19 protein-coding genes are annotated in these 20,845 nt (G+C 65.4%); 12 read left to right on the forward strand and 7 right to left on the reverse strand.

Going from position 1 to position 20,845, the window contains the following annotated elements; genetic code table 11:
• Positions 1-35: 35 nt before the first annotated feature.
• Together E4P29_RS22450 and E4P29_RS22455 are read right to left on the reverse strand one after the other, a co-directional pair.
• Positions 36-683, reverse strand: a complete 648-nt coding sequence (locus E4P29_RS22450; RefSeq protein ID WP_135047282.1) for a vitamin K epoxide reductase family protein — start codon at positions 681-683, stop codon at positions 36-38.
• Positions 658-1,317, reverse strand: a complete 660-nt coding sequence (locus E4P29_RS22455) for a thioredoxin domain-containing protein (RefSeq protein ID WP_032370897.1) — start codon at positions 1,315-1,317, stop codon at positions 658-660. The genes E4P29_RS22450 and E4P29_RS22455 overlap by 26 nt, the downstream gene beginning before the upstream one ends.
• 136 nt (positions 1,318-1,453) lie before the next feature.
• Between E4P29_RS22455 and E4P29_RS22460 the strand changes: the two genes are divergently transcribed.
• From E4P29_RS22460 to E4P29_RS22470, 3 genes are read left to right on the forward strand one after another with little or no spacing between them, the layout of a single operon-like run.
• A complete protein-coding gene (locus E4P29_RS22460; protein ID WP_135047283.1) occupies positions 1,454-1,852 on the forward strand; it encodes a metalloregulator ArsR/SmtB family transcription factor in 399 nt (132 codons plus the stop codon).
• On the forward strand, positions 1,845-4,049 hold the full coding sequence (locus E4P29_RS22465) for a cation-translocating P-type ATPase (protein WP_094634695.1): 2,205 nt from the start codon (positions 1,845-1,847) through the stop codon (positions 4,047-4,049). Before E4P29_RS22460 ends, E4P29_RS22465 begins: the two co-directional genes overlap by 8 nt.
• Before the next feature lie 6 nt (positions 4,050-4,055).
• On the forward strand, positions 4,056-4,397 hold the full coding sequence (locus tag E4P29_RS22470; protein WP_256986478.1) for a DUF3703 domain-containing protein: 342 nt from the start codon (positions 4,056-4,058) through the stop codon (positions 4,395-4,397).
• Between the two features lie 9 nt (positions 4,398-4,406).
• On the opposite strand, the gene ccsB is transcribed toward E4P29_RS22470, so the two are convergent.
• From ccsB to lnt, 3 genes are read right to left on the reverse strand one after another with little or no spacing between them, the layout of a single operon-like run.
• Positions 4,407-5,369, reverse strand: coding sequence for a c-type cytochrome biogenesis protein CcsB (gene ccsB / locus E4P29_RS22475; RefSeq protein WP_094634696.1), 963 nt, complete (start codon positions 5,367-5,369; stop codon positions 4,407-4,409).
• Between the two features lie 4 nt (positions 5,370-5,373).
• Positions 5,374-6,999 (reverse strand): cytochrome c biogenesis protein ResB, encoded by a 1,626-nt coding sequence (locus tag E4P29_RS22480; RefSeq protein ID WP_179274839.1) that lies wholly within the window; start codon positions 6,997-6,999, stop codon positions 5,374-5,376.
• A gap of 27 nt (positions 7,000-7,026) precedes the next feature.
• A complete protein-coding gene (gene lnt, locus E4P29_RS22485; protein ID WP_245154457.1) occupies positions 7,027-8,508 on the reverse strand; it encodes an apolipoprotein N-acyltransferase in 1,482 nt (493 codons plus the stop codon).
• Positions 8,509-8,799: 291 nt separating this feature from the next.
• Between lnt and lspA the strand changes: the two genes are divergently transcribed.
• Positions 8,800-9,318, forward strand: a complete 519-nt coding sequence (gene lspA, locus E4P29_RS22490) for a signal peptidase II (RefSeq protein WP_094634698.1) — start codon at positions 8,800-8,802, stop codon at positions 9,316-9,318.
• A gap of 205 nt (positions 9,319-9,523) precedes the next feature.
• A complete protein-coding gene (locus tag E4P29_RS22495) occupies positions 9,524-9,937 on the forward strand; it encodes a Rieske (2Fe-2S) protein (protein WP_057479439.1) in 414 nt (137 codons plus the stop codon).
• 196 nt (positions 9,938-10,133) lie between these two features.
• On the opposite strand, the gene E4P29_RS22500 is transcribed toward E4P29_RS22495, so the two are convergent.
• Entirely contained in the window at positions 10,134-11,057 is a 924-nt protein-coding gene (locus E4P29_RS22500; RefSeq protein ID WP_032370892.1) for a cation diffusion facilitator family transporter, read from the reverse strand.
• A 236-nt stretch (positions 11,058-11,293) separates the two neighbouring features.
• Here E4P29_RS22500 and E4P29_RS22505 point away from each other — a divergent pair, with 236 nt between their 5' ends.
• From E4P29_RS22505 to E4P29_RS22535, 7 genes are all read left to right on the forward strand, one after another.
• Positions 11,294-13,333 (forward strand): cytochrome c oxidase assembly protein, encoded by a 2,040-nt coding sequence (locus E4P29_RS22505; protein ID WP_135047284.1) that lies wholly within the window; start codon positions 11,294-11,296, stop codon positions 13,331-13,333.
• Positions 13,334-13,531: 198 nt separating this feature from the next.
• Positions 13,532-14,626 (forward strand): M23 family metallopeptidase, encoded by a 1,095-nt coding sequence (locus tag E4P29_RS22510; protein WP_245154456.1) that lies wholly within the window; start codon positions 13,532-13,534, stop codon positions 14,624-14,626.
• A gap of 24 nt (positions 14,627-14,650) precedes the next feature.
• Positions 14,651-15,004 carry a BlaI/MecI/CopY family transcriptional regulator gene (locus tag E4P29_RS22515; protein WP_057479441.1) on the forward strand — a complete coding sequence of 118 codons (354 nt, stop codon included), beginning with the start codon at positions 14,651-14,653 and terminating at the stop codon, positions 15,002-15,004.
• The gene (locus E4P29_RS22520; RefSeq protein WP_094634700.1) at positions 15,001-15,957 is read left to right on the forward strand and encodes a M56 family metallopeptidase; all 957 of its coding nucleotides are present in this window, start codon (positions 15,001-15,003) and stop codon (positions 15,955-15,957) included. Before E4P29_RS22515 ends, E4P29_RS22520 begins: the two co-directional genes overlap by 4 nt.
• A gap of 86 nt (positions 15,958-16,043) precedes the next feature.
• Entirely contained in the window at positions 16,044-17,816 is a 1,773-nt protein-coding gene (gene ctaD, locus E4P29_RS22525) for a cytochrome c oxidase subunit I (RefSeq protein ID WP_052054829.1), read from the forward strand.
• Positions 17,817-17,910: 94 nt separating this feature from the next.
• Positions 17,911-18,510 (forward strand): copper resistance CopC family protein, encoded by a 600-nt coding sequence (locus tag E4P29_RS22530; protein WP_135047285.1) that lies wholly within the window; start codon positions 17,911-17,913, stop codon positions 18,508-18,510.
• Positions 18,511-18,520: 10 nt separating this feature from the next.
• A complete protein-coding gene (locus E4P29_RS22535; RefSeq protein WP_032382576.1) occupies positions 18,521-19,477 on the forward strand; it encodes a cytochrome c oxidase assembly protein in 957 nt (318 codons plus the stop codon).
• Between the two features lie 84 nt (positions 19,478-19,561).
• Here E4P29_RS22535 and E4P29_RS22540 read toward each other — a convergent pair whose 3' ends face one another.
• Entirely contained in the window at positions 19,562-20,650 is a 1,089-nt protein-coding gene (locus tag E4P29_RS22540) for a M23 family metallopeptidase (protein WP_235581815.1), read from the reverse strand.
• Positions 20,651-20,845: the final 195 nt, after the last annotated feature.

Here is a 20,845-nt window from a genome sequence, read left to right on the forward strand (position 1 = left end):
AGAGGGCGGCAGAGGGGCGAACGGTACGTCGCGGATCATAGGAGCGTGGACCAGTACGACCAGAAACGCTGCGCGATCAGGGCGATGAGGACGAGAAACCACACGGTCAGCGGAATCGAGTGATTGCGAATCAGCGAGTCAAGCCGTAGCCGAAACCATTGCCCAAGAGCGGATTTCGACCTGGCGCGGTCGAGGTTGCGCAGCGTGACGTACCAGAAGACCGGTACGGTGACCGCCCACACCGCCATGCAGTACGGGCACAGGGCGCCGATCTCGTACAGGCTCTGCGCGATCAGCCAGTGCACGAAGACTGCGGCAGCAGTGACACCGACCTGCACTGCGCCCCAGAACCACTGCGCGAACATCGCACCGGCGAGAAGGGCGGCACCCACTGCCGCCACGACGGCGAAGCCTGCGATCCCGAGAAGGGAATTGGGAAATCCTAACGCAGACGCCTGCGGGGTGTCCATCACCGATCCGCAGTTGAGCACCGGGTTGATGCTGCAGGTCGGGGCGTAGGCGGGATCGAGCGCCAGAGCGAACTTTTCTACCGTGAGCACGAACGCGGCAGTCAGGCCGATCAGGCCGCCCACCAACAGCAGCCAGGGCAGGCTCCGGCCGAACGAACCACCGGGTCGGGTCTCGGCCGCTGGAAGGTCAGCCGAGTGCAGCGTCGAGGGCATCGGCGAGGTCTCCGTAGGTGGTGGGTTCGATCTTGGTGCCGTTGAGGAAGAACGTCGGGGTGCCCTGCACGCCGAGCGCGATCCCGTCCGCGACGTCGGCCTCGATGCGCGCGAGCGTCGCAGGGTCGGTGTAGGCGGCATCGAAGGCGCTCATGTCGAGCCCTTGCTCGACGGCGAAGCTGCGGAACAACTCGTCCTGCGGAACCTGCTGTTCGCCCCACTGCGCCTGCGTTTCGTACATGCGCTGATACATCGCCTCGAATCCGCCCTGCTGGGCCGCGGCCTCGACTGCGCGTGCGGCTCGTTCGGCATTGAAGTGGGAGGCGATCGGAAAGTAGCGGGCCACGAAGCTCACCCGGTCGCCGTACTCTTCACGCAATTGCTCGATCGCCGGGTAGGCCGATCGGCAGGCCTCGCACTCGAAGTCGAGGAACTCCACGAACGTGACCCGGCCGTCGGGCACCGAGTTCAACCGATGACTGTTCTCGCGCACCGCAATCGAGGCAGGGTCGGTCGCGGCCTGCTCGGCGGCGGCAGCATCCGGAGACCCCGATCGATCCACCACCAGAAATACAGCCAACGCGGCGGCGAACACGATCACCAGGGACAAGGAAATCTTCAACGCTCGGCTCATACAACTACCTTCTCGATTCGTTCGGACTGATCAATGGGCCCGATATGGGCGTTTCGACTCGCTGTGACACTAACAATCGTACGAACGTTGACCGGCGGGCATTCCCTAACGATCGCATGATTGTTAGATTGTGCCCATGGCCTTGGAACCTCTGGACTCGTGCGATCTGTTGTGTATGGACCTCCCTCACGCCGAGAGGGTTCGCGCTACTCTGCCCGCGCTCGGCGATATCGAACCGGTCGCCGACGCTGCCCGAGCATTCGGCGACCCCACCCGACTGACCATCGCGCTCGCGTTGAACGCCGGCGGGCAGATGTGCGGCTGCGACATCGCGTGGATCGTGGGACAGAGCCAGAAGCTGGTCTCCCACCATCTCCGCAAACTCAAAGCCGCGGACGCCGTCACATCGAACAGAGAGGGAAAGTTGGTCATGTATTCGCTCACCGACCGCGGCACCCGACTGCTCGCGACACTGACCGAGGTACTGCCCACCGCCTCGGCCACCACCGAAGTCACCGGGGTCGATCATGGCTGACGCGTGCTGCGGACCTACCCCGGCAGCGCCGACCACCGAATCCACTGCTGACGGTGCGGGCACGGGAGGTCCGGCTCCGACCGATGCACTCCCGAGGTTGTGGCAGGTCCGCGAGCTGCAACTCGCCTCGGCCGCCGCGATCATCCTGGGCGCATCGTGGTTGCTCGGTCGAACGGGTGCCGATGCGGTTGCGACCGTCGGCGCTCTGATCGCTGCCGCGATCGCCGCCGTCACCTTCGTTCCCGCGACGGTGAGAAATCTGCGACACGGACGCATCGGTGTCGGCACGCTGATGACGATCGCGCTCCTCGGTGCCATCGCATTGGGCCAGATCCCCGAGGCCGCGATGCTCGGCATCTTGTTCTCCGTCGCCGAGGGACTCGAGGAATACGCGGTCACCAAGACCCGTCGCGGACTGCGCGCACTCCTGTCCTTGGTGCCGCCGACGGTATCTGTCCTGCGCGGTGGAACCGAGCAGGCCCTGTCCCCCGACGAGGTCGTGATCGGGGACATCATGGTGCTGCGGCCGGGTGAGCGAGCTGCCACGGACGGCACCATCGCTCGCGGTTCGACGAATCTGGACGTATCTGCGATCACCGGCGAGTCCGTGCCCATCGAAGCCGGTGTCGGTGACGAGGTGCATGCCGGTGCCATCAACGGCGGCGGGGCCATCGAGGTCACCGTCACCGCGCCGGCATCGGAGAGTTCGCTTGCTCGCATCGTCCGCATCGTCGAACAGGCCCAGGACCGCAAAGGGGCCGGCCAACGGCTGGCGGACCGTATCGCACGTCCGCTCGTGCCCTCGATCATGATTCTCGCCGTACTCGTCGCCGGCGTCGGTGCGGTGCTCGGTGACCCCATGTTGTGGCTCGAACGCGCACTGGTGGTCCTGGTCGCGGCATCACCGTGCGCGTTGGCCATCTCGGTGCCGCTGTCGGTGGTGGCGGCGATCGGGGCTGCGAGCCGCAACGGGGCATTGATCAAAGGCGGTGCAGCAGTGGAAGAGCTGGGCCGCATTCGCGTCGTCGCCTTGGACAAGACCGGCACCCTCACCGCAGGACGACCGGAGGTCGTCGACGTCGTCACCGCTGCGGGAATCAGCCGCGACGACGCGCTGGCCGTTGCTGCTGCGCTCGAAGCGCGCAGCGAGCATCCACTCGCCCGCGCCGTACTGGCCTCCGTATCGACCGTCGCGGCAGCCGATGATGTCACTGCCATCGCCGGGCACGGCCTGACCGGCACCCTCGACGGAGCCGCGATCAGGCTCGGGAAACCGAGCTGGTTCGACACACACCCCAGCTCCGAGGAGTTCCACGCCGACGTCGCTCGTCTCCAAAGCAGCGGTGCCACAGTCGTTCTCGTCGAACGCGCCGGAGTTCTGATCGCTGCGATCGCCGTCCGCGACGAACTGCGGCCCGAGGCCGCCGAGGCTGTCCGCCAACTCACCGCGCTCGGTATCGACACTGCGATGCTCACCGGCGACAACGCGCTCACTGCGCAGGCTCTGGCGACCCAGGCGGGCATCACCGCCGTCCACGCCGAACTACTGCCCGAGGACAAAGCGGCCCTGCTGACCGACATCGCGGCCGGACGCAAGCTTGCCATGGTCGGCGACGGCATCAACGACGCTCCCGCCTTGGCGACCGCAGATGTCGGTATCGCCATGGGCGCGATGGGAACCGACGTTGCCATCGAGACCGCCGATGTTGCCCTCATGGGGGAAGACCTCCGGCATCTACCGCAGGTGCTGGCCCACGCTCGACGCGCCCGGCGCATCATGATCGAGAACATCGCCTTGTCGATTGCCATCATCGGCGTGCTCGTCCCACTGGCTGCTACCGGTGTCCTGGGCTTGGCCACCGTGGTGCTCGTCCACGAACTCGCCGAAGTCCTGGTCATAGCCAATGCGATTCGCGCCGCCCGCACCACGCCCTTGGACGGTTTCGTGCCCCCGCCCGCGGCGTCCGGTGCCCTCAACGTAACGATCGCGCCCGCAGCGGCCTTCGCGGATGCCTGCTGCGCTCCGGCTCCGACGCCGAGGAACACCGCACCTGCATCTGGGAACCTACTGGCCTCCACCACCGCAACGTCACCGTCGGCGATCGGAGCAGACGATGGCAGCTCCGGGTGCTCGGATGGATGTACCTGCTGCACATCGACCCCCGCGTACGGCGAACTCTTCCGCGGAAAGAGGTAGAGACCGGTGAGCGGTGATCGAACTGCACGCAGGCTCTACGGGATAGAAATGACCGCAGCAGCAGGGGCATCGACAACAGAGGTGCGCTGGTACCACCTCGAACGAGCACACATCCTCTCGCAGCCCTATCCGTGGTTGCATACTCGCAACCACGCCGCGATGTTGAAAGCTGCGGTGACAGAACATGATCGGCGCGAATCCTGGGGCCAGTTGATTCGGATCGTGGTCGCTGCTCCAGGATCGTGGTCGGGGCGATACCCGGCCGGTAACACCGGCCGGGTCGAGGCGGGACTGATGTCGCCGATGCCCATTCCGCAGGACCTTGCGGACGCGCTGGGGGGCACGTAGCGGGAGTCATCAGTTCAGGCCTGCGTAGGAGTGCAGGCCTGAGACGACCATGTTGATGATGAACAGGTTGAACAGCATCGCCACGAATCCGGCGATGTTGATCCATGCTGCGCGGGTGTTGCGCCATCCGCTGGTGGCTCGGGCGTGCAGGTAGGAGGCGTACACGATCCAGGTGATGAAGGAGACCGTTTCTTTCGGGTCCCAGCCCCAGAATCGGCCCCATGCGGCTTCGGCCCAAATGGCACCGAGGATGACGCCGACGCCGAAGAGTGGAAATGCGAAGATCGTGGTCTTGTACGCCAGGATGTCCAGTGTCTGCGCGGAAGGCAGACGGGCGACGATTCGGCTCATTCTGCTCCCCGAGGCCTCGGGATGCTTCATGCGGATCAGGAACAGCGCGCTCGCAACCCCGGAGATCAAGAACACCCCGCTGCCGAGCGAGACGATCGAGACGTGCACCGGCAGCCAGTACGACTGCAGTGCCGGTACCACCGGTGCTGCGTTGGCGTACAGCACGGTGCCAGCGACGAACAGGAGGATCAACGTCGGCACCAGGACGAACAACCACAGGGTGCGCAGTTGCTTGGAGCGCAGCACCACCAGTGCAGCCAGTACACCGGCCGCGCAGGTGACCGAGACGAATTCGTACATGTTGCCCCACGGCGGGCGGCCGGCGGCGATCCCGCGAAGAACGATCGACCCGACATGCAACGTCAGCGCCACCATCACCAGCCCGAGTCCGGTACGGCCCATGCGTTCGGACGGAACCCGCCGGGGTGCGTCGGGAATGCGACCAGGCGTCGACGATGTCACTGCGATCACCCGCGTGCGCAGTCGCTCCATATTGTGCAGCTCCGCGCTACGGGTCGACGCGAGCTGACCGAGGAATGCGATTGCTGCGAGGAGATAGACCACGAAGGCGGTCTCGAAGCTGATGTCGCTCCAACGAGCGAGGGTGTCGTCGATCGGCATGGTGCTACACCGTTTCTCTGTCGTGGGTCTCGGAGTCGCTCGGGGTTGCCTGCGGCCAGATCTGTGACCGGAGGGTCTGGAATTCGGGTCCCCAGCCGGCGTGATCTGTGCGAGCCAGGCCGCCCATGTCCACTCGCGAGAGACCGGGTTCGCCAAGGTGGGCCCGGAACCAGATGCGACGGCGTGTGATGACCAGGGACACCAGCAGTCCGGTCATCATCGTGACCGCGAACACGAGCACCCACCGCTGCGCGGGGTCGTATCCGACCTGCAGGTTCGCGAATTCCTTGGCACCGTCGAACCGGACGAGAGTGCCGTCGGAGAGGGTTGTCGATTCTCCGGGCCGCAGGTTGACCCGGTCCTGCTTGACCAGCCGACCCTGGTTGATCATCTCCTGGTCCAGGGAGAAGATCGACTGCGGGATGCCGGTGTCGAGACCGGTGTCGCCCTTGTAGATGTCCACTGCCACAGCGGGATCGACCAATTCCGGGAAGCGAGAGGAGAGCAGATTCCCGTTGAATTGCGCGGTGGGCGCGAAGAGTCCTTCGATGGCGATCTGGCCTCGGCGGCGTTCGTCGGCGGTGGCGTAGGTCCCCCCGGGTGGGTCGAATCGCAGCGCGCCGCTGCTGAGGAACGTGGTGGCGTCGTCGGGGCGGAACTGCAGGGCTTCGGTGCGGGTCTGGCCGTCGGGGAAGGTGACGGTGAACTCGGGGGCATAGCCGTGTCCGGTGAGGTAGATGCGTTCGTCGCCGAGCCGGAGAGGTTCGTTGACTTTGAGTTGATAATCGCGCCAGGTGTCGGCGGCGATGTCGTCGGCGCTCTGGTAGGAGATGTTCGAGGTGAACATCTCGGCCTGACCGTTCTCGAGGTAGTCGGCGGTGAAGTCCTTGACCCGGATACAGAACGGCTCGAGTCCGGTGCCGTCAGTGCTGTTGCCAGCACGGAAGGAGTCGTAGACGGCGGGAGAGGTGTTGCAGAAACCGGGTCCGTTGTCGGCGATGACGATGACCGAGCCTTCGTAGCCGAACAGTTTGCCGATGGCGATAGCGGCGAGCAGACCGATCAGCGAGAAGTGGAAGAGCAAGTTCCCGGCCTCGCGGGTATAGCCCTTCTCGGCCGAGAGAGTCAGTGCCCCATCGGGCTCGGGCCGAACGACGGTACGCCACCCTTTCAAGTGCGGCGCGATGTCGGCAATCACCTTCTCGGGGTCACCGGCGAGGGTGCCCGAATGATGCAACGGTAGTCGAGTGAGATTTCGGGGCACTCGAACAGGTTGTGCGCGAAGAGCTTTACCGTGCTCGATCAACCGCGGAGTCAGACAGCCGATCAGCGACACGAACAGCAGGACGTAGATCGCGGTGAACCAGGAACTTGCAAACACGTCGAACAATTCCAGTGTGTCCATCACCGGCCCGAGAGCCGGGCGCGCGGCGATGTAGGCATCGACGGCCTGGGTATTGAGATTGCGCTGCGGCAGCAGTGCGCCGGGGATTGCTGCGGCGGCGAGAAGAAACAGCAGCACCAACGCTGTACGCATCGACGTCAGTTGTCGCCACCGGTTGCGCAGCATCGCCACCGTTCTGCGCACCAGTCTCGGCGAGTGCGCACCGGGGTGTTCGTCGATCGTCATCTCCGCACGCCCTTCACCGACCACCATCTAAATACTACGCGACATAGTAGTTTGCGGGTTCGGTGCGGTGGGGCGTGGTCGGCGCAGCAGCGAGAACGCCAGTGCCGCAACAGCGCCGGTGGCGGCAATCCATTCCGGAACGCTGCCGGTGATCGTCGCCGGGGTGAGCGTGGTGCTCAGTGACACCTCGGTGACGACAGCTGCGGGGGTGAACAGCTCCGTGCGCTCGACGACCTCCCCGCGTGCATCGATGACGGCGCTGACGCCGCTGGTGGCCGAAACGACGACGCTGCGCCCGTGTTCGACCGCTCGTACCCGCGACATGGCGAGTTGTTGATAGGTCATGTTCGTCCGACCGAAGGTGGCGTTGTTGGTCGGCACTGCGATCAGCTGGGCACCGGCGCGAACGGAGTCGGTGAGCAATGCGTCGAAGGCGACCTCGTAGCAGGTGGCCACCGCCACGGGCACTCCGGCGAGGTCGACGACGCCGTTGCCCTGACCCGGAACGAAGCGTCCTGCTTGGGCGGCGTAGGGAGAGAGTGCGGTGACGATCGTGCGGAGCGGCAGGTATTCGCCGAACGGCACCAGTTGCCGCTTGTCGTGCCTCTGCCCTGGGCCGGTGACCGGATCCCACACGATCGAGGTGTTCGTGGTGGTGCCGTCGCCCTGGCGTAGTACCGTGCCGACGAGAATGGGCACACCGACGGCGCGGGCCGCGGCGTCGATACGTGCGGCGGCATCGGGGTTGCGCAGGGGGTCGATGTCGGAGGAGTTCTCCGGCCAGATGACCAGATCGGGTGCGCGTACGCGGCCGGAGTCGATGTCGTCGGCGAGCTCGATGGTGCGCTGAACGTGGTTGTCGAGCACCGCTCGTCGTTGGGCGTTGAAGTCGAGACCGAGCCGCGGGACGTTGCCTTGCACCAAGGCGACGGTGACCGTGTCCTGCTGCGGCGGAGCGAACAGTGGAGCTACCACCGTGAGCGCCCCTACAGCAGTGGCCGCACCGATGCACGACGCTGCTGCAGTTCTGCGGGTGATGCGATCGGAAGCGATGGCACCGGCCAGAGCGGACCCGATCAGCACCACGACGAACGACAACCCCGGCGCGCCGATCAACGCAGCCAGAGGCAGCAGCGGCCCGTCGGATTGACCGAATGCGATGCGGCCCCAGGGGAATCCGCCGAACGGGATCCTAGATCGTGCCGCTTCCATCGCCACCCAGGCGCTCGCCACCCAGACCGGCCCCCACGGCAGTCGCGACATCCGATCCGCTACTGCGCCGAACATCGCCACGAAGAGGGCTTGAACCACGGCCAGCGCCAGCCACGGCACCGATCCGACGTACTCCCCCACCCACGGCAGCAGAGGCACGAAGAACGCCGAGCCGGCAACGAAGCCGTAGCCGGCCCCCGCACGCGCCCCTCGCCCGCGCACAGCCAACAGCAGCATTGCAAGTGCTACCGGAGCGAGAAACCACAGATCTAGGGGCGGGAACGTGGCGTACAACATCAGCCCGGATGAGGCAGCCGCGAGGAGCCGGATCCAGGCACGGACTCCGTTGCTGCCGGTCACCCACCGCGCCCGGTTCGGGTCGTCGCCGGGTCGTCGAGGTCCGGGTTCTGTGTCAGGAGCGGCCCTCATGACGACATGAGCGTGCAGCCGGTACCGGAGAAATCTCTGCCGTTCATCAACTACTATGGTGCATAGTATTTTATGTGATGGCAACTCTGCGGCGGTGACCGATCCCCTTCCGTCGACACCCAGCACCTGTCCGAGGTACACACCCGAGAACGAGGATCCGTGAACCGCTCCCCCACCACGTCTCCCACGCGGCTGCGTGCTTACGCAGTGACTCTCGTGCTGACATTGGTCGTTACCGCGCTGACCGTCGACTACTGGGCGCAAGAAGCATTGGTCGGCTCTCCGATCCCACTACCGATCCTCGAATTGCGACTCGCCTTCAACCGCGGAATGGCCTTCAGTCTGGGCAATTCGCTGCCCCTATGGGTGATCGTGTCGGTCACGGCGACGATCACCGCCGGGGTCGCGGCCTACGGATGGCACAGCGCTCGGCACGGGGAGCAGTGGACCACGGTGGCGCTGGCGTTGATCCTCGCCGGCGCGCTGTCCAACGTTCTGGACCGGCTTGTCGACGGTGCGGTCACGGACTACTTTCACACCGGTTGGTGGCCGACATTCAACCTCGCCGACATCTACATCACCTGCGGGGTGGTGCTGATGATCGGGGCGGCACTGTTCACGCGAGAGGCCACAAAGATTACCCCTCGGCCCGCAGTGCCCGACAGCGCCGAATCGTGAACGTGCATGAGATACCTCGGCGGTCGAATCGAATGCCCTGCAGTGCAGACACATTCGCGACAGGACAATCTTGCTGATTCGCTCGAACAGTGAGAGTGATCGACACCGGAACGGCTCGAAACATATTCGACCACAACCACCGACAAGCGATCGTCGCCTCTCGCTCACCGAGGCGCACCGAGGCGCACCGAGGGGAACCTGCTGCATGAGCGACAACATCCCGGCGCTACCGCGCCGTATTTTTCTCGCTACGAGCTGCGCTACAGCGTGCCTGGCTGCCGCCGGATGCAGCGTCGGCGAAGCCCCGTCCGGTGAGGACACCGCTTCCGACGGTCCCATCACCTTGTCGGTGAACGATGTTCCTGTCGGCGGTGGAATCGTGCTCGCCGACCGGCAGGTCGTCGTCACCCAACCGGAACCCGGTACCTTCCGGGCCTTCTCGGCTATCTGTTCTCACCAAGGGTGCACAGTGAACCGAGTCCGCAACGGCACGATCGAGTGCCCCTGCCACAACAGTGCCTTCTCGATCACCGACGGGGTGGTCGTGCGCAGCCCCGCTACCGAGCCACTGCCGAACCGCGCCGTGACCAGAACCGTAGATACCCTCACAGTCGACTGATCCATCACCGGGCGGCCGAACATGCGAGGTGGACGGGTTCGGGGTGAACGGTGTCGACCGGGCCGATGTGCGGCAATCGAGGACCCACTCTGTGCCCCCACCCGACTGGTGCCGGTTCGGTACATCGCTGCCGTGTCGACGACAGCACGGCGTGCCGATCGCGCACCGGGTCGAGACCTGCCTACCAGAGACCTGCCTACCAATTGACCTCTCGGCAACGGCCTTCGCCTTCCTGAGGTTCGACCTGCACAGTGGCGTGTTCGAGACCGAACTCGTCGCGGAGAACCTGCTGCGCTGCAGCGAGCACCCGGGGTGTCTCGGCCTCCGGGGCGACCGTCAGATGCGCCGAAGCGACCTCCATCCCCGACGTCAGTGTCCAGATGTGCAGATCGTGTACCTCTTCGACATCGTCGACACCGGTCAGGGCCTTTTCCACGGCGGCGACATCGATGCCCGACGGAGCGTGTTGCAGCAGAATTCGTACGGCATGACGCCCCAGAGTGAATGCACGCGGCAAAACGAACAACCCGATGGCGACCGCGATGACCGGGTCGGCGTACCGCCACCCGAACACGACGGTGACCAGTCCGCTGACGAGCACTCCGATCGAGCCGAGCATGTCCGCCATCACCTCCAGATACGCACCCCGAACATTGAGGCTCTCTTTCGCACCACTACGCAGAAGGAGGAACGCGATCAGGTTCATGGCCAGACCGAGCAGCGCCACCAACATGACCGGAATCCCGGGCACCTCCGGTGGGTTCGTGATGCGTTGCGCGGCTTCGTAGAGAATCCACCCAGCGACACCGAAGAGCAGCACTGCATTGAACAGAGCCGCGAACACTTCGGCTCGATACAGTCCGAACGTGCGGCCGGTCTTGCGAGACTGCCGCTGTGCGAGTGTGATCGCCACGATCGCCATCAAGACCCCGAACACGTCGGTGAACACGTGTGCGGAATCGGACAACAACGCCAGCGACGAGGTGGACAGACCCACTACCACCTGCGTCACCAACGTAACCGCCCCGAGACCGACAGCAATCCACAGTCGCCCGAGGTGCTTACCGGACGCGCTCGCCGGCGATCCCGGCTCTATCCCGTGGCCATGTCCGTGTCCCATCGTGGGTACCCCTTCTCGGCGAGATTCGATAACAGGAACACAACATATTGCGATATGCGCATATATGCAAGTGTTGTGTTCGCCGGAAGCTGCTGCCCGCGGCCGCACTGCGTCGGCGCAGAACTATGATTCGTAGTAGTTCGATCTCGGTTGCGCGACTCGGTCGCGCAGCCGTGCCGATATTGCCGGCCGACAGTTGTCCCGCCACACATCATCCACGTAAGGGGTGCCGCGTCATGGCCACCGACGACATGGCCACCGAAGCCGCACTCTCGACCCGCGGTCCGGTGAATCGACGCTCCGGTTCGCAGGTGATGCTGCTGTGGGCCGCGATCGCGGCAGTGGTGGCCGCTGCGCTCGCGGCGTTGTCGACGTCGCAGGCGCTGATTCTGCTCGGGCTTCCCGATCCGGGACCGATCACGACCTACGGTATTCCGGCGCTGACCGCGCTCGGAGAGGTAGCCGCGGTCGTGGCGGTGGGGTCGTTGCTTCTCGCAGCGTTCCTCGTTCCTCCCCAAATGTCGGGTGTGCTCGACATCGACGGGTACATCGCCGTCCGCACCGCGGCGAAGGCCTCCGCAGTGTGGGCGGTGTGCGCAGCGGCGTTGGTGCCGCTGACACTCTCGGACGCGTCGGGTCAACCTGTCGGATCCGTTGCGGCGCAACCGGTGCAGTTCCTCGGTGCGATCGGCGATGTCGAGGCCTCCACTGCATGGGCCATCACCGCCGCGATCGCGGCGATCACCGCCGCAGCATGCGCGGCAGTGTTGCGGCATCGATGGACCCCCGCCTTGTTCGCCCTGTCGATGCTCGCGTTGATCCCGCGCGCGGTCACCGGCCACTCCTCGACCGGCGGCAATCACGACATCGCGACGAACTCGTTGATCCTGCACATCCTCGCCGCCGCACTGTGGGTGGGCGGACTCCTCGCACTTCTCGCTCACGCGCTGCGCGGGGGTGGACACCTTGCCGTCGCGACCCGCCGCTACTCGACGCTCGCTCTGGTTGCGTTCGTGATCATGGCGGTCTCCGGAGTGGTCAACGCTGCCGTGCGAGTACCCGTGACGTCGCTGTGGGATTCGACGTACGGCGCTCTGATACTGGCGAAGATCGCAGCCCTGGCGATCGTGGGGACCCTCGGGTGGATACAGCGACGACGAACGGTCGGCGCTCTGGCCCACGATCCCGAGAACCGCAGATCCCTGATCACGTTGTCGATGATCGAGACCCTCGTTCTCGTCACCACCGTGGGCCTGGCGGTCGCACTCGGTCGCACCCCCCCGCCCCCGCCGCAGAACGCCTCGCTACCTCAGGCGCACGAAGAAGCCTTGGGCTACGTGTTGGACGGCCCGCCCACCGCAGCGCGGTTGGCGTTCGAGTGGCGTTTCGACCTGGTGTCCGGCTCCGCGGCGGTGATCGCGGCCGTCCTGTACCTGGTGGCCGTGCGGCGCCGCCGGCGGGCAGGCCTGCCCTGGCGGCGGCGGTGGACCGCGAGCTGGTTGATGGGCACTGCGGTGCTGCTCGTGGCGACCTCGTCCGGGGTCGGGCTCTACAGCCCGGCGATGTTCAGCGTGCACATGGCGGGACTGACCGCGGTCGCCATCGCCGTGCCGTTGCTGTTGGTCCTCGGCCGACCGGCCACCTTGTTCGCCTCGGTCCTGCCGACCGCGCCGGCAGCCGACGCACCGGGCTCGCGCGAATGGCTCCGGGCTGCATGGCACAGCCGAGCAGCCCGGATCGCGATCCACCCGTGGGTCAGCACCACGGTGTTCCTGAGCAGCTTCTACCTGCTCTACCCCGGCGGAGTGTTCGACACCGTCGCCGACTCGCATGTGGCACACATGGTGATGAAGGGCTGGTTCCTGACCGTCGGGATGGTGATGTTCTGGGGCACGGTCGGCGAAGACCCGGTACCGAGACCGATCGCGGGACTGACGAAGTTGCTCGCGAGTATCACCGCGTTGGCCGGGTTCGCATTCTTCCTCGTCGTGACGATCGATCTCGAGACCGCGCTCGGAGCGAGCTTCTACAGCGGACTGCGTCTGGATTGGAACGCAGACCTGCTGGCCGACCAGCGGCGCGGCGGCACTCTTGCGTGGGGCATCGGCGAGTTGCCGTTGCTCGCTGCCGCGGTTCTCGCCGCGGTCCGGTGGTCGGCGGCCGACGAGAGCGCTGCACGGCAACGAGATCGCCGAATCGACGATCAAGGCGATACCGAACTCGAGGCGTACAACACCATGCTCGGTGGCCTGTCCTCTCGGCGGGATCACCCCTGATACCCGAAGAATCCGTTCTCGGTCAGGGTCGCCGCAGCCCGCGGGATGTCCTCCCAGGACCGTGACCAGCGGTATGGGCGAATCCGGGTCGAGTGGGATGGAAAAACTATGCTCGATAGTAGTAACCTGTGGCCTGACCGTCACCATTTCGTTATCTCGAGCGAGGCCTCGGCCTCGTAGCCACCAAGGATTGTGATCTTGGCCCGACACCGCACACCCGATCCGATCGACGACGACTGCGCAGCGACGGCGCGCGGCGGCGTGATGTCGATGCCCGTCGGCACCAGGCCGCTGGCGCTCACCGATCGCCCCCGTCATCGACGGGCCGACTTCGCACCCTCACGTTTCGTGACCGAGTCGCCCGCCGATGCCGGGTACTCCGAGACTCTGCCGGAGTACGAGCGCACGCCCTCGGCGCAGACGCCCGCACCGGATGGAACCGCTCACGCGGTCAGCGACGCCTGGGACACCGCGGGCGCGGGCGCTACCGCGTCGATGTGGGCGGCGCACGTGGCCGGTCCGGACGAGACGACGCACAGCGAGGGTGACCGCGATGTAGTCCAGCCCGTGTCGCGAAGTGCTCGCCGCGGACTTCATCGCCGCCGGGTGCCGAAGCCGGGTGGCCGCGCCATCGCTGCGTCGGTCGCGGTCGGTGCCTTTCTTTCCGCGGCAGCGACGGCTCCGAACACCGGGTCGCAGGACAGTGTGGCGCTCAGCGCTGCGAGTATCGATCGACCTCCCGCCGGCGTCCTGCCGCCGAGCCCGGTCGTTGCCTCACCCCCGCAGGTGTTGCAGTTGCCCGATCTCGACGTCGGCCGACTCGCGCAGCGCATGACCGAGCAACTCGCCGAGGGGGGAGTTCGGGCGGCGGAGCGCGCAGCACGCGACGCCGAGGCGCGGCGCCCGCTCTCGGTGGTGCCGGTCTCGGGCACATTGACCTCCAGTTCTGGGCCACGTTGGGGGACAACGCATTACGGACTCGACATCGCCAACACGATCGGGACGCCGATCGTATCGGTGACCGACGGCGAGGTCATCGAAGCAGGTCCGGCGCAAGGGTTCGGCCTGTGGGTGCGTATACGTCAGGACGACGGCACGATCGGGGTGTACGGCCACATAGACCAGGCGCTCGTCACCGCCGGTCAACGCGTGAAAGCCGGCGAGCTCATTGCTACGGTAGGCAACCGAGGCCAATCCACCGGACCCCACCTGCATTACGAAGTGTGGCAACCCGACGGTGCCAAGTCCGACCCGACGGCGTGGCTGTCGGCACGCGGAGTCGATATCAGCTGACACGACAAGGAAGAAGAACTGGCGATGAAAAGGCTCGGTGATCTCGAAGCGGAGGTGATGAACGTGCTCTGGGAATGCGATGGACCGCAGTCGGTCCACGACCTGCGTGAACTCATGGCCGACAGAAACCCCGCCTACACCACGATCCTGACCGTCGTGACCCATCTCCACGAGAAGGGGTGGGTCGAGCGGACCAAGCAGTCACGCGCGTACCTGTACTCCCCGGTGCAGTCGCGCGCGGAGGCCACCTCGCAGGCGCTGCGCGAAATCCTCGACACCAGTACCGATTCGGCCGCGGTGCTGATGCATTTCGCGAAAACCGTCACCGACGACGAGCTCGACGCTCTGCGGGGGAACCTGCCGGACGTGAACCGGTGATCGTCGCGCTGGCGTTGCTCCTCGCTGCGATCATCGCGGCCGTCGCCCTGCCGCAGCCGTTGACCTCTCTCACCCGCACCGTGAGCCCCACTCTCGCCTTGACCGCATGGATCGGCAGCATCGCCGGGGTGCTGTTTCTCGTGGGATCCGCGGTGACCGTGTTGCTCTGGCCCGGCCATGCGCCCGCCGAGGGCATGGTCGAACTTGCCGTCCGCTGTCTGGGATCGCTGCAACACGCGGCGCAGCCGTGGATCGGGGAAGCTGTAGCCGGGGCATCGGTCGTCCTCGCGGCGTCGGCGTCGGCGCGCGTCCTGCGCTCGACTCGCCGTCAGCTTCGAGCCCGGTCCAAAGTCCGCGACTATCACCGCGATGTCATCGCCGTCGTCGCGCGCACGGACCCCGGACCCGAACCGATCATGTGGCTCGACCACCCGCTCCCGCTGGCCTACAGCATCGACGGTCGCCCCGGCTACGTCGTGGCCACCGAAGGCCTGCTCGCCCATCTCGATCCCGATCAACAGCGAGCTGTGATCGCACACGAACGTGCCCACCTGCGCGGGCGACACCACCGCATCGTCAACATCTGCGAGATCCTGGCCAAAGCACTTCCTCGCGTTCCCCTGTTCGCCGCAGCACCTGCAGCGGTGCGGGTTCTGGTCGAGGTCGCAGCCGACCGGACCGCGGCCGCGGTCACCAGCGCCGACACTGTGCGTTCGGCACTGTCGACGGTCTCGCAGGCGCATTCAGCGCGGCCACTGTGGGCACTGGGCCTGATCGGGGACTCGACCGCCGCGCGGTTGCATCACCTCGACACGAGCGCGCAAACACCGAGCCGAACCGGAGCAGGCGCTTACGCTGCCGCCGCCGTGCTGCCGCTCGTGGTGCCGGCCGCCATTGCAATCCTCACCCTCAGTGCGGTCTCCGCCGCAGCGTGCGCGGTCCTGCTGACTTGAACCACCCCTAAATACTATGGTGCATAGTATTTGAGCTAGGCTGTCGGACGCGTCCTGTAATTCGCGTGCGATTCGAAGGTGGTTCCATGACGGCGCTGACATCTCCTCCGGCTGCGCCGGCGGTTCGCCCCTATCCACCCCGCGGGGCACGCAAGGGGTCGTTCCTGCACACGATGGTCACCACCACCGATCCGAAGGTCATCGGATTGATGTACCTGGTGACCTCGTTCGGATTCTTCCTCGTCGGCGGCCTCATGGCCTTGATCATGCGCTCCGAACTCGCCGTTCCGGGAATGCAGTTCCTCTCCAACGAGCAGTACAACCAGCTCTTCACCATGCACGGCACGATCATGCTGCTGCTCTACGCCACCCCGATCGTCTTCGGCTTCGGCAACTACATCTTGCCGCTGCAGATCGGCGCACCCGATGTCGCCTTCCCCCGGCTCAATGCCTTCTCCTACTGGCTCTATCTGTTCGGCGCACTGGTCACCACCGCCGGGTTCATCAGCCCCGGCGGTGCCGCCGACTTCGGCTGGACCGCGTACACCCCGTTGAGCAGCGCCGTCTACTCCCCCGGTATTGGATCCGACCTGTGGATCGTGGGCTTGCTCGTCGCAGGCCTGGGCACCATCCTGGGCGGGGTCAACATGGTCACCACCGTGGTGTGCCTGCGCGCACCGGGAATGACGATGTTCCGCATGCCGATCTTCACCTGGAACATCCTGGTGACCTCGATCCTGATCCTGCTGGCGTTCCCACTGCTGACCGCAGCACTGATGGGCCTGCTCGCCGACCGTAAACTCGGCACCCACATCTTCGATCCCGCCAACGGCGGAGCGTTGCTCTGGCAGCACCTGTTCTGGTTCTTCGGTCACCCCGAGGTCTACATCATCGCGCTACCGTTCTTCGGCATCGTCTCGGAGATCTTCCCGGTCTTCTCCCGCAAACCCATCTTCGGGTACAAGGGTCTGATCTACGCCACCGTCGGCATCGCAGCTCTGTCCATCGCGGTGTGGGCGCACCACATGTATGCCACCGGCGCCGTGCTGCTGCCGTTCTTCTCGTTCATGACCTTCCTCATCGCCGTGCCGACCGGGGTGAAGATCTTCAACTGGATCGGCACCATGTGGCGCGGGCAGGTCACCCTCGAATCCCCCATGCTCTTCTCCATCGGATTCCTGATCACGTTCGTCTTCGGCGGGTTGTCCGGAGTGCTCCTGGCGAGCCCGCCCATCGATTTCAACGTCACCGACACCTATTTCGTCGTCGCGCACTTCCACTACGTCGTCTTCGGAACGGTCGTGTTCGCGACCTATGCGGGGATCTACTTCTGGTTCCCGAAGATGACCGGCCGCATGCTCGACGAACGACTGGGCAAGTGGCATTTCTGGATGACGTTCCTCGGATTCCACGCCACCTTCCTCGTTCAGCACTGGCTCGGAGCGCAAGGAATGCCGCGCCGCTACGCCGACTATCTCCCGTCCGACGGGTTCACCACCCTCAACCAGGTCTCGACCGTGGGATCGTTCGTTCTCGGAGCCTCGACGCTGCCGTTCATCTGGAACGTCTTCAAGAGCTACCGCTACGGCGAAGTGGTCACCGTCGACGACCCCTGGGGATTCGGTAACTCCCTCGAGTGGGCGACCAGTTGCCCACCACCGCGGCACAACTTCACCGAGATGCCCCGAATCCGCTCCGAGCGGCCGGCGTTCGAGCTTCACTATCCGCACATGGTCGAACGCATCCGCGCCGAGCAGCACGTCGGTGGCCCGCACTCGGATTCGATCGCGCCCTCGGAAGTGATCACCGAAGCCATCGCCGGCCGTGAACGATCCGATCCGCCGGACCCGGTGAAATAACCATCGCCGCAGAAGTGACCCACCGCTAAACCGCCCTCCCTACTACTATGTCCCGTAGTTGTTGGGTCGGGCTCGATACAGAGGAGTACCCCACGTGAGACGTCTGATGCTGATCGCTGTGATGATCTGCGGGACAGCATTGTTCGCTGCAGCGCCGGCGTCGGCGCACAGTGAGCTGGTCAGCTCCGACCCGCCCGCCGATGCCACACTCGAGTTCGCGCCGATCGGTGTCGGTCTGGTGTTCAACCAGGACATCAACGAATCGTTCGCGACCATCAGCGTCGTGGGTCCTGGCGACACTCAGTGGGCACAGGGAACGGCCACGGTCGAGGGCCCCGACGTATCGGTCCTGCTCCAGGACGGACTCCCCAACGGGGAGTACACCGTCGGCTACCGTGTCACCTCCGCGGACGGGCACCCGATCACCGGGTCGTACGGTTTCTCCGTCGACGTTGCGGCGACCGCCACCCCTCAGGACGCCGCTGCACAGCAATCGCAGAGCGGTGCGACCTCGACCTCGCCGACTCCTGCTACCACGGCAACGCAGCCCTACGATCCCAACAATCCCTCCGCCAGCGAAGACCGGCCACCGAAACAGAACACCATGATGCTGCTCTCCATCGTGGGCATCACGGTTATCGCGCTCGCCGCTATCGCCCTGACCCTGGTGATCCGAGGCAAGAACAAACAATGACAGGGTGCCGATGAACATCGCTGCCGTCGATCCCCCACAGGCTCCCCCGACGCTGGCAGCGCTACTGAGCTGGGATCTTCCACCGCTCCCGATCCTGCCGATCGCCGGCATCGTGATGGCCGGGCTGTACTGCTGGGGACTGATTCGGATCCAACGCCGCGGTATCGAATGGTCGCGCGGGCGCAGTTTCAGCTTCCTCATCGGCTGCGCGGCGCTGGTCCTGGTGACCGGACTGCAGATCGAACGCTACGGCTACAGCCTGTTCAGCGTGTTCATGTTCCAGCATCTGACGTTGTCGATGCTTGTTCCACCCTTGCTGGTGGTCGGCTCCCCTGGACGGCTACTGCTGCGGGCCACCTCCCACTACGGCGTCGGCCGATGGGTACTCATCGCCGCCTTGACAGGTTTGCGGAGCCGCGCCGGGCGCATCGCACTACATCCAGGTCTGACGATCCCGCTGTTCCTCTTCAGTTACTACGGCCTGTATCTGTCGTCGATCTTCGATGTTCTCGCGGTCACAGTCATCGGCCACGTGTCGATGGAGATCTTCTTCTTCGCCAGCGGGCTGCTGTTCATCATCCCTGTGCTCGCCGTCGGCCCCCTCCCCGTTCGGCAGAGCAATCTGGGCCGTTTGTTCGACCTGTTCGTCGAGATGCCGCTGCATGTGTTCTTCGGTGTCATCTTGATGATGTCGAGCACCCCCATGCTGGCCACATTCGCCTTCCCACCCCCGGACTGGGGTGTCGATCCGGTAGCCGATCAGAAGCTCGCCGGAGCGCTGGCGTGGTCCTACGGTGAGCCGGTGGCATTGCTGGTCGTGCTCATCTTCTGTATTCGGTGGAACCGGGACGAAAAAGAGGAATCGGCTGCCGCGGACCGGCACGCCGAAGAGGACGGGTACAGCGAACTCAACGCCTACAACGATTTCCTGAAAAAGATCGGTAGCGAGACCAGTCAACGCACCTGAGCTGTCGCGGCCGTCCTGCGCTCGGGGACTGCCGCGACCTCATCGCCTGATCGCGCTTACTGGCAAGGGCACGATCGGGCGCATTCATCGCGCACGTGTGCCCGCCCCGATTCTGGCTCCCCGCTCACCGAGCCAGGCTTGCGGATCGACCTTCTGCCCCGCGGGAGATGTGGTCTCGAAATGCAGGTGCGGACCCGTCGAATTACCGCGGTTCCCGACCTCTGCAATCCGATCGCCCTTACGGACGCGCTGACCCACCGTGACCGAATTTCCGTTGTTGTGCCCGTAGGTGGTGATCGATCCATCGTCGTGTCTGATCCGAACCCACAGCCCGAAGCCCTGCGCGGGCCCGGCGCTGATGACAGTCCCGTCGGCCGCGGCGACGATCGGCGAGCCCAGTGAGTCGGCGATGTCGACACCGCCGTGTTGTGTCCCGCTCCGGGTGCCGAAGTTCGAGGTGACCAGTCCACCGCTGGGTGCGACAGCAGACGCAGTACCTCGGGAGGTGGCCGAGCCACCGGACGTGGAACCTCGCTGCTGTGCTGCATCAGGAACAGAATCTTCGGGCGCAGTCGTCTCAGGCACACTCGTCTCAGGCGCAGTGGTGTCTGGCACGGGCGAATCGCGGCCGGTGTTGCCCGTCACCGGATCCTGTTCCCCCCCTCGGTCGCCGTCGTGCGGGACCGCGGGGTCGAGGGCGTCGACCTGGAGCGATGTGGCGATACGAAGGGCCAGGAGTGGGTCGAGAGTAGCCAACGGGGCCAGGCAGGACAGGGACTGCGCCGGGGCATTCGACACTCCTCGGGCGATGGCGTCGACGATGCATCCTGCCGACGCGGACACGGGGCCGGCGGTGTCCGCGATGACACCGCCGGCCTGGGCGGCGGCCCACGACGAGGATGCGAAAGCTGCGAGATCTGCCACCGCGATCGGATCGGTACCGATTGTCGCGGCCCGATCGGCCAGGCGGATCAACCGGCTGACGGCGTCGGCGGTCTGCTGACCTTCGACCTCGTCCCCGGACTTCGCGGCCGGTTGACCCGGATTCGCTCCGGCTACCGGGGCGTGCAGGAACACCGCACCGAGTGCGACACCGACGATCACGTATGTCCGCGCACCTCGGCATGCGCGACGTCGACCGCCGCTCGGCGTCGTCTTTCCCGCGTTGTTCACGTGGTCACCCTTCTCGTTGAATGCCGGTCGCGACCGCAGTGGATGCCGTGTCGGCCGTGGGTCAGTGTTGCGTGGTCCCATCGACACCACAAGCCCTTCTGTCACACGCTCGACTGAATTCATCGCTGTTTCGCCTATCGCGTCGGCGTCGAAAGTGAGTGCATTGCACAGTAACTCGACGATTCGACGCCGTTC

The sequence above is a fragment of the Rhodococcus sp. 1R11 genome (assembly GCF_004563845.1).
In the GTDB taxonomy this organism is placed as follows: domain Bacteria; phylum Actinomycetota; class Actinomycetes; order Mycobacteriales; family Mycobacteriaceae; genus Rhodococcoides.

What these genes read in the sequence shown, in the direction of transcription:
- E4P29_RS22500 (WP_032370892.1), bottom strand. Translation starts at nt 11,057, where the DNA reads ATGGGACACGGACATGGCCACGGGATAGAGCCGGGATCGCCGGCGAGC.
- E4P29_RS22460 (WP_135047283.1), top strand. Translation starts at nt 1,454, where the DNA reads ATGGCCTTGGAACCTCTGGACTCGTGCGATCTGTTGTGTATGGACCTC.
- E4P29_RS22535 (WP_032382576.1), top strand. Translation starts at nt 18,521, where the DNA reads ATGAACATCGCTGCCGTCGATCCCCCACAGGCTCCCCCGACGCTGGCA.
- E4P29_RS22455 (WP_032370897.1), bottom strand. Translation starts at nt 1,317, where the DNA reads ATGAGCCGAGCGTTGAAGATTTCCTTGTCCCTGGTGATCGTGTTCGCC.
- lnt (WP_245154457.1), bottom strand. Translation starts at nt 8,508, where the DNA reads ATGTTGTACGCCACGTTCCCGCCCCTAGATCTGTGGTTTCTCGCTCCG.
- E4P29_RS22450 (WP_135047282.1), bottom strand. Translation starts at nt 683, where the DNA reads ATGCCCTCGACGCTGCACTCGGCTGACCTTCCAGCGGCCGAGACCCGA.
- E4P29_RS22515 (WP_057479441.1), top strand. Translation starts at nt 14,651, where the DNA reads ATGAAAAGGCTCGGTGATCTCGAAGCGGAGGTGATGAACGTGCTCTGG.
- E4P29_RS22480 (WP_179274839.1), bottom strand. Translation starts at nt 6,999, where the DNA reads ATGACGATCGACGAACACCCCGGTGCGCACTCGCCGAGACTGGTGCGC.
- ctaD (WP_052054829.1), top strand. Translation starts at nt 16,044, where the DNA reads ATGACGGCGCTGACATCTCCTCCGGCTGCGCCGGCGGTTCGCCCCTAT.
- ccsB (WP_094634696.1), bottom strand. Translation starts at nt 5,369, where the DNA reads ATGCCGATCGACGACACCCTCGCTCGTTGGAGCGACATCAGCTTCGAG.
- E4P29_RS22505 (WP_135047284.1), top strand. Translation starts at nt 11,294, where the DNA reads ATGGCCACCGACGACATGGCCACCGAAGCCGCACTCTCGACCCGCGGT.
- E4P29_RS22465 (WP_094634695.1), top strand. Translation starts at nt 1,845, where the DNA reads ATGGCTGACGCGTGCTGCGGACCTACCCCGGCAGCGCCGACCACCGAA.
- E4P29_RS22495 (WP_057479439.1), top strand. Translation starts at nt 9,524, where the DNA reads ATGAGCGACAACATCCCGGCGCTACCGCGCCGTATTTTTCTCGCTACG.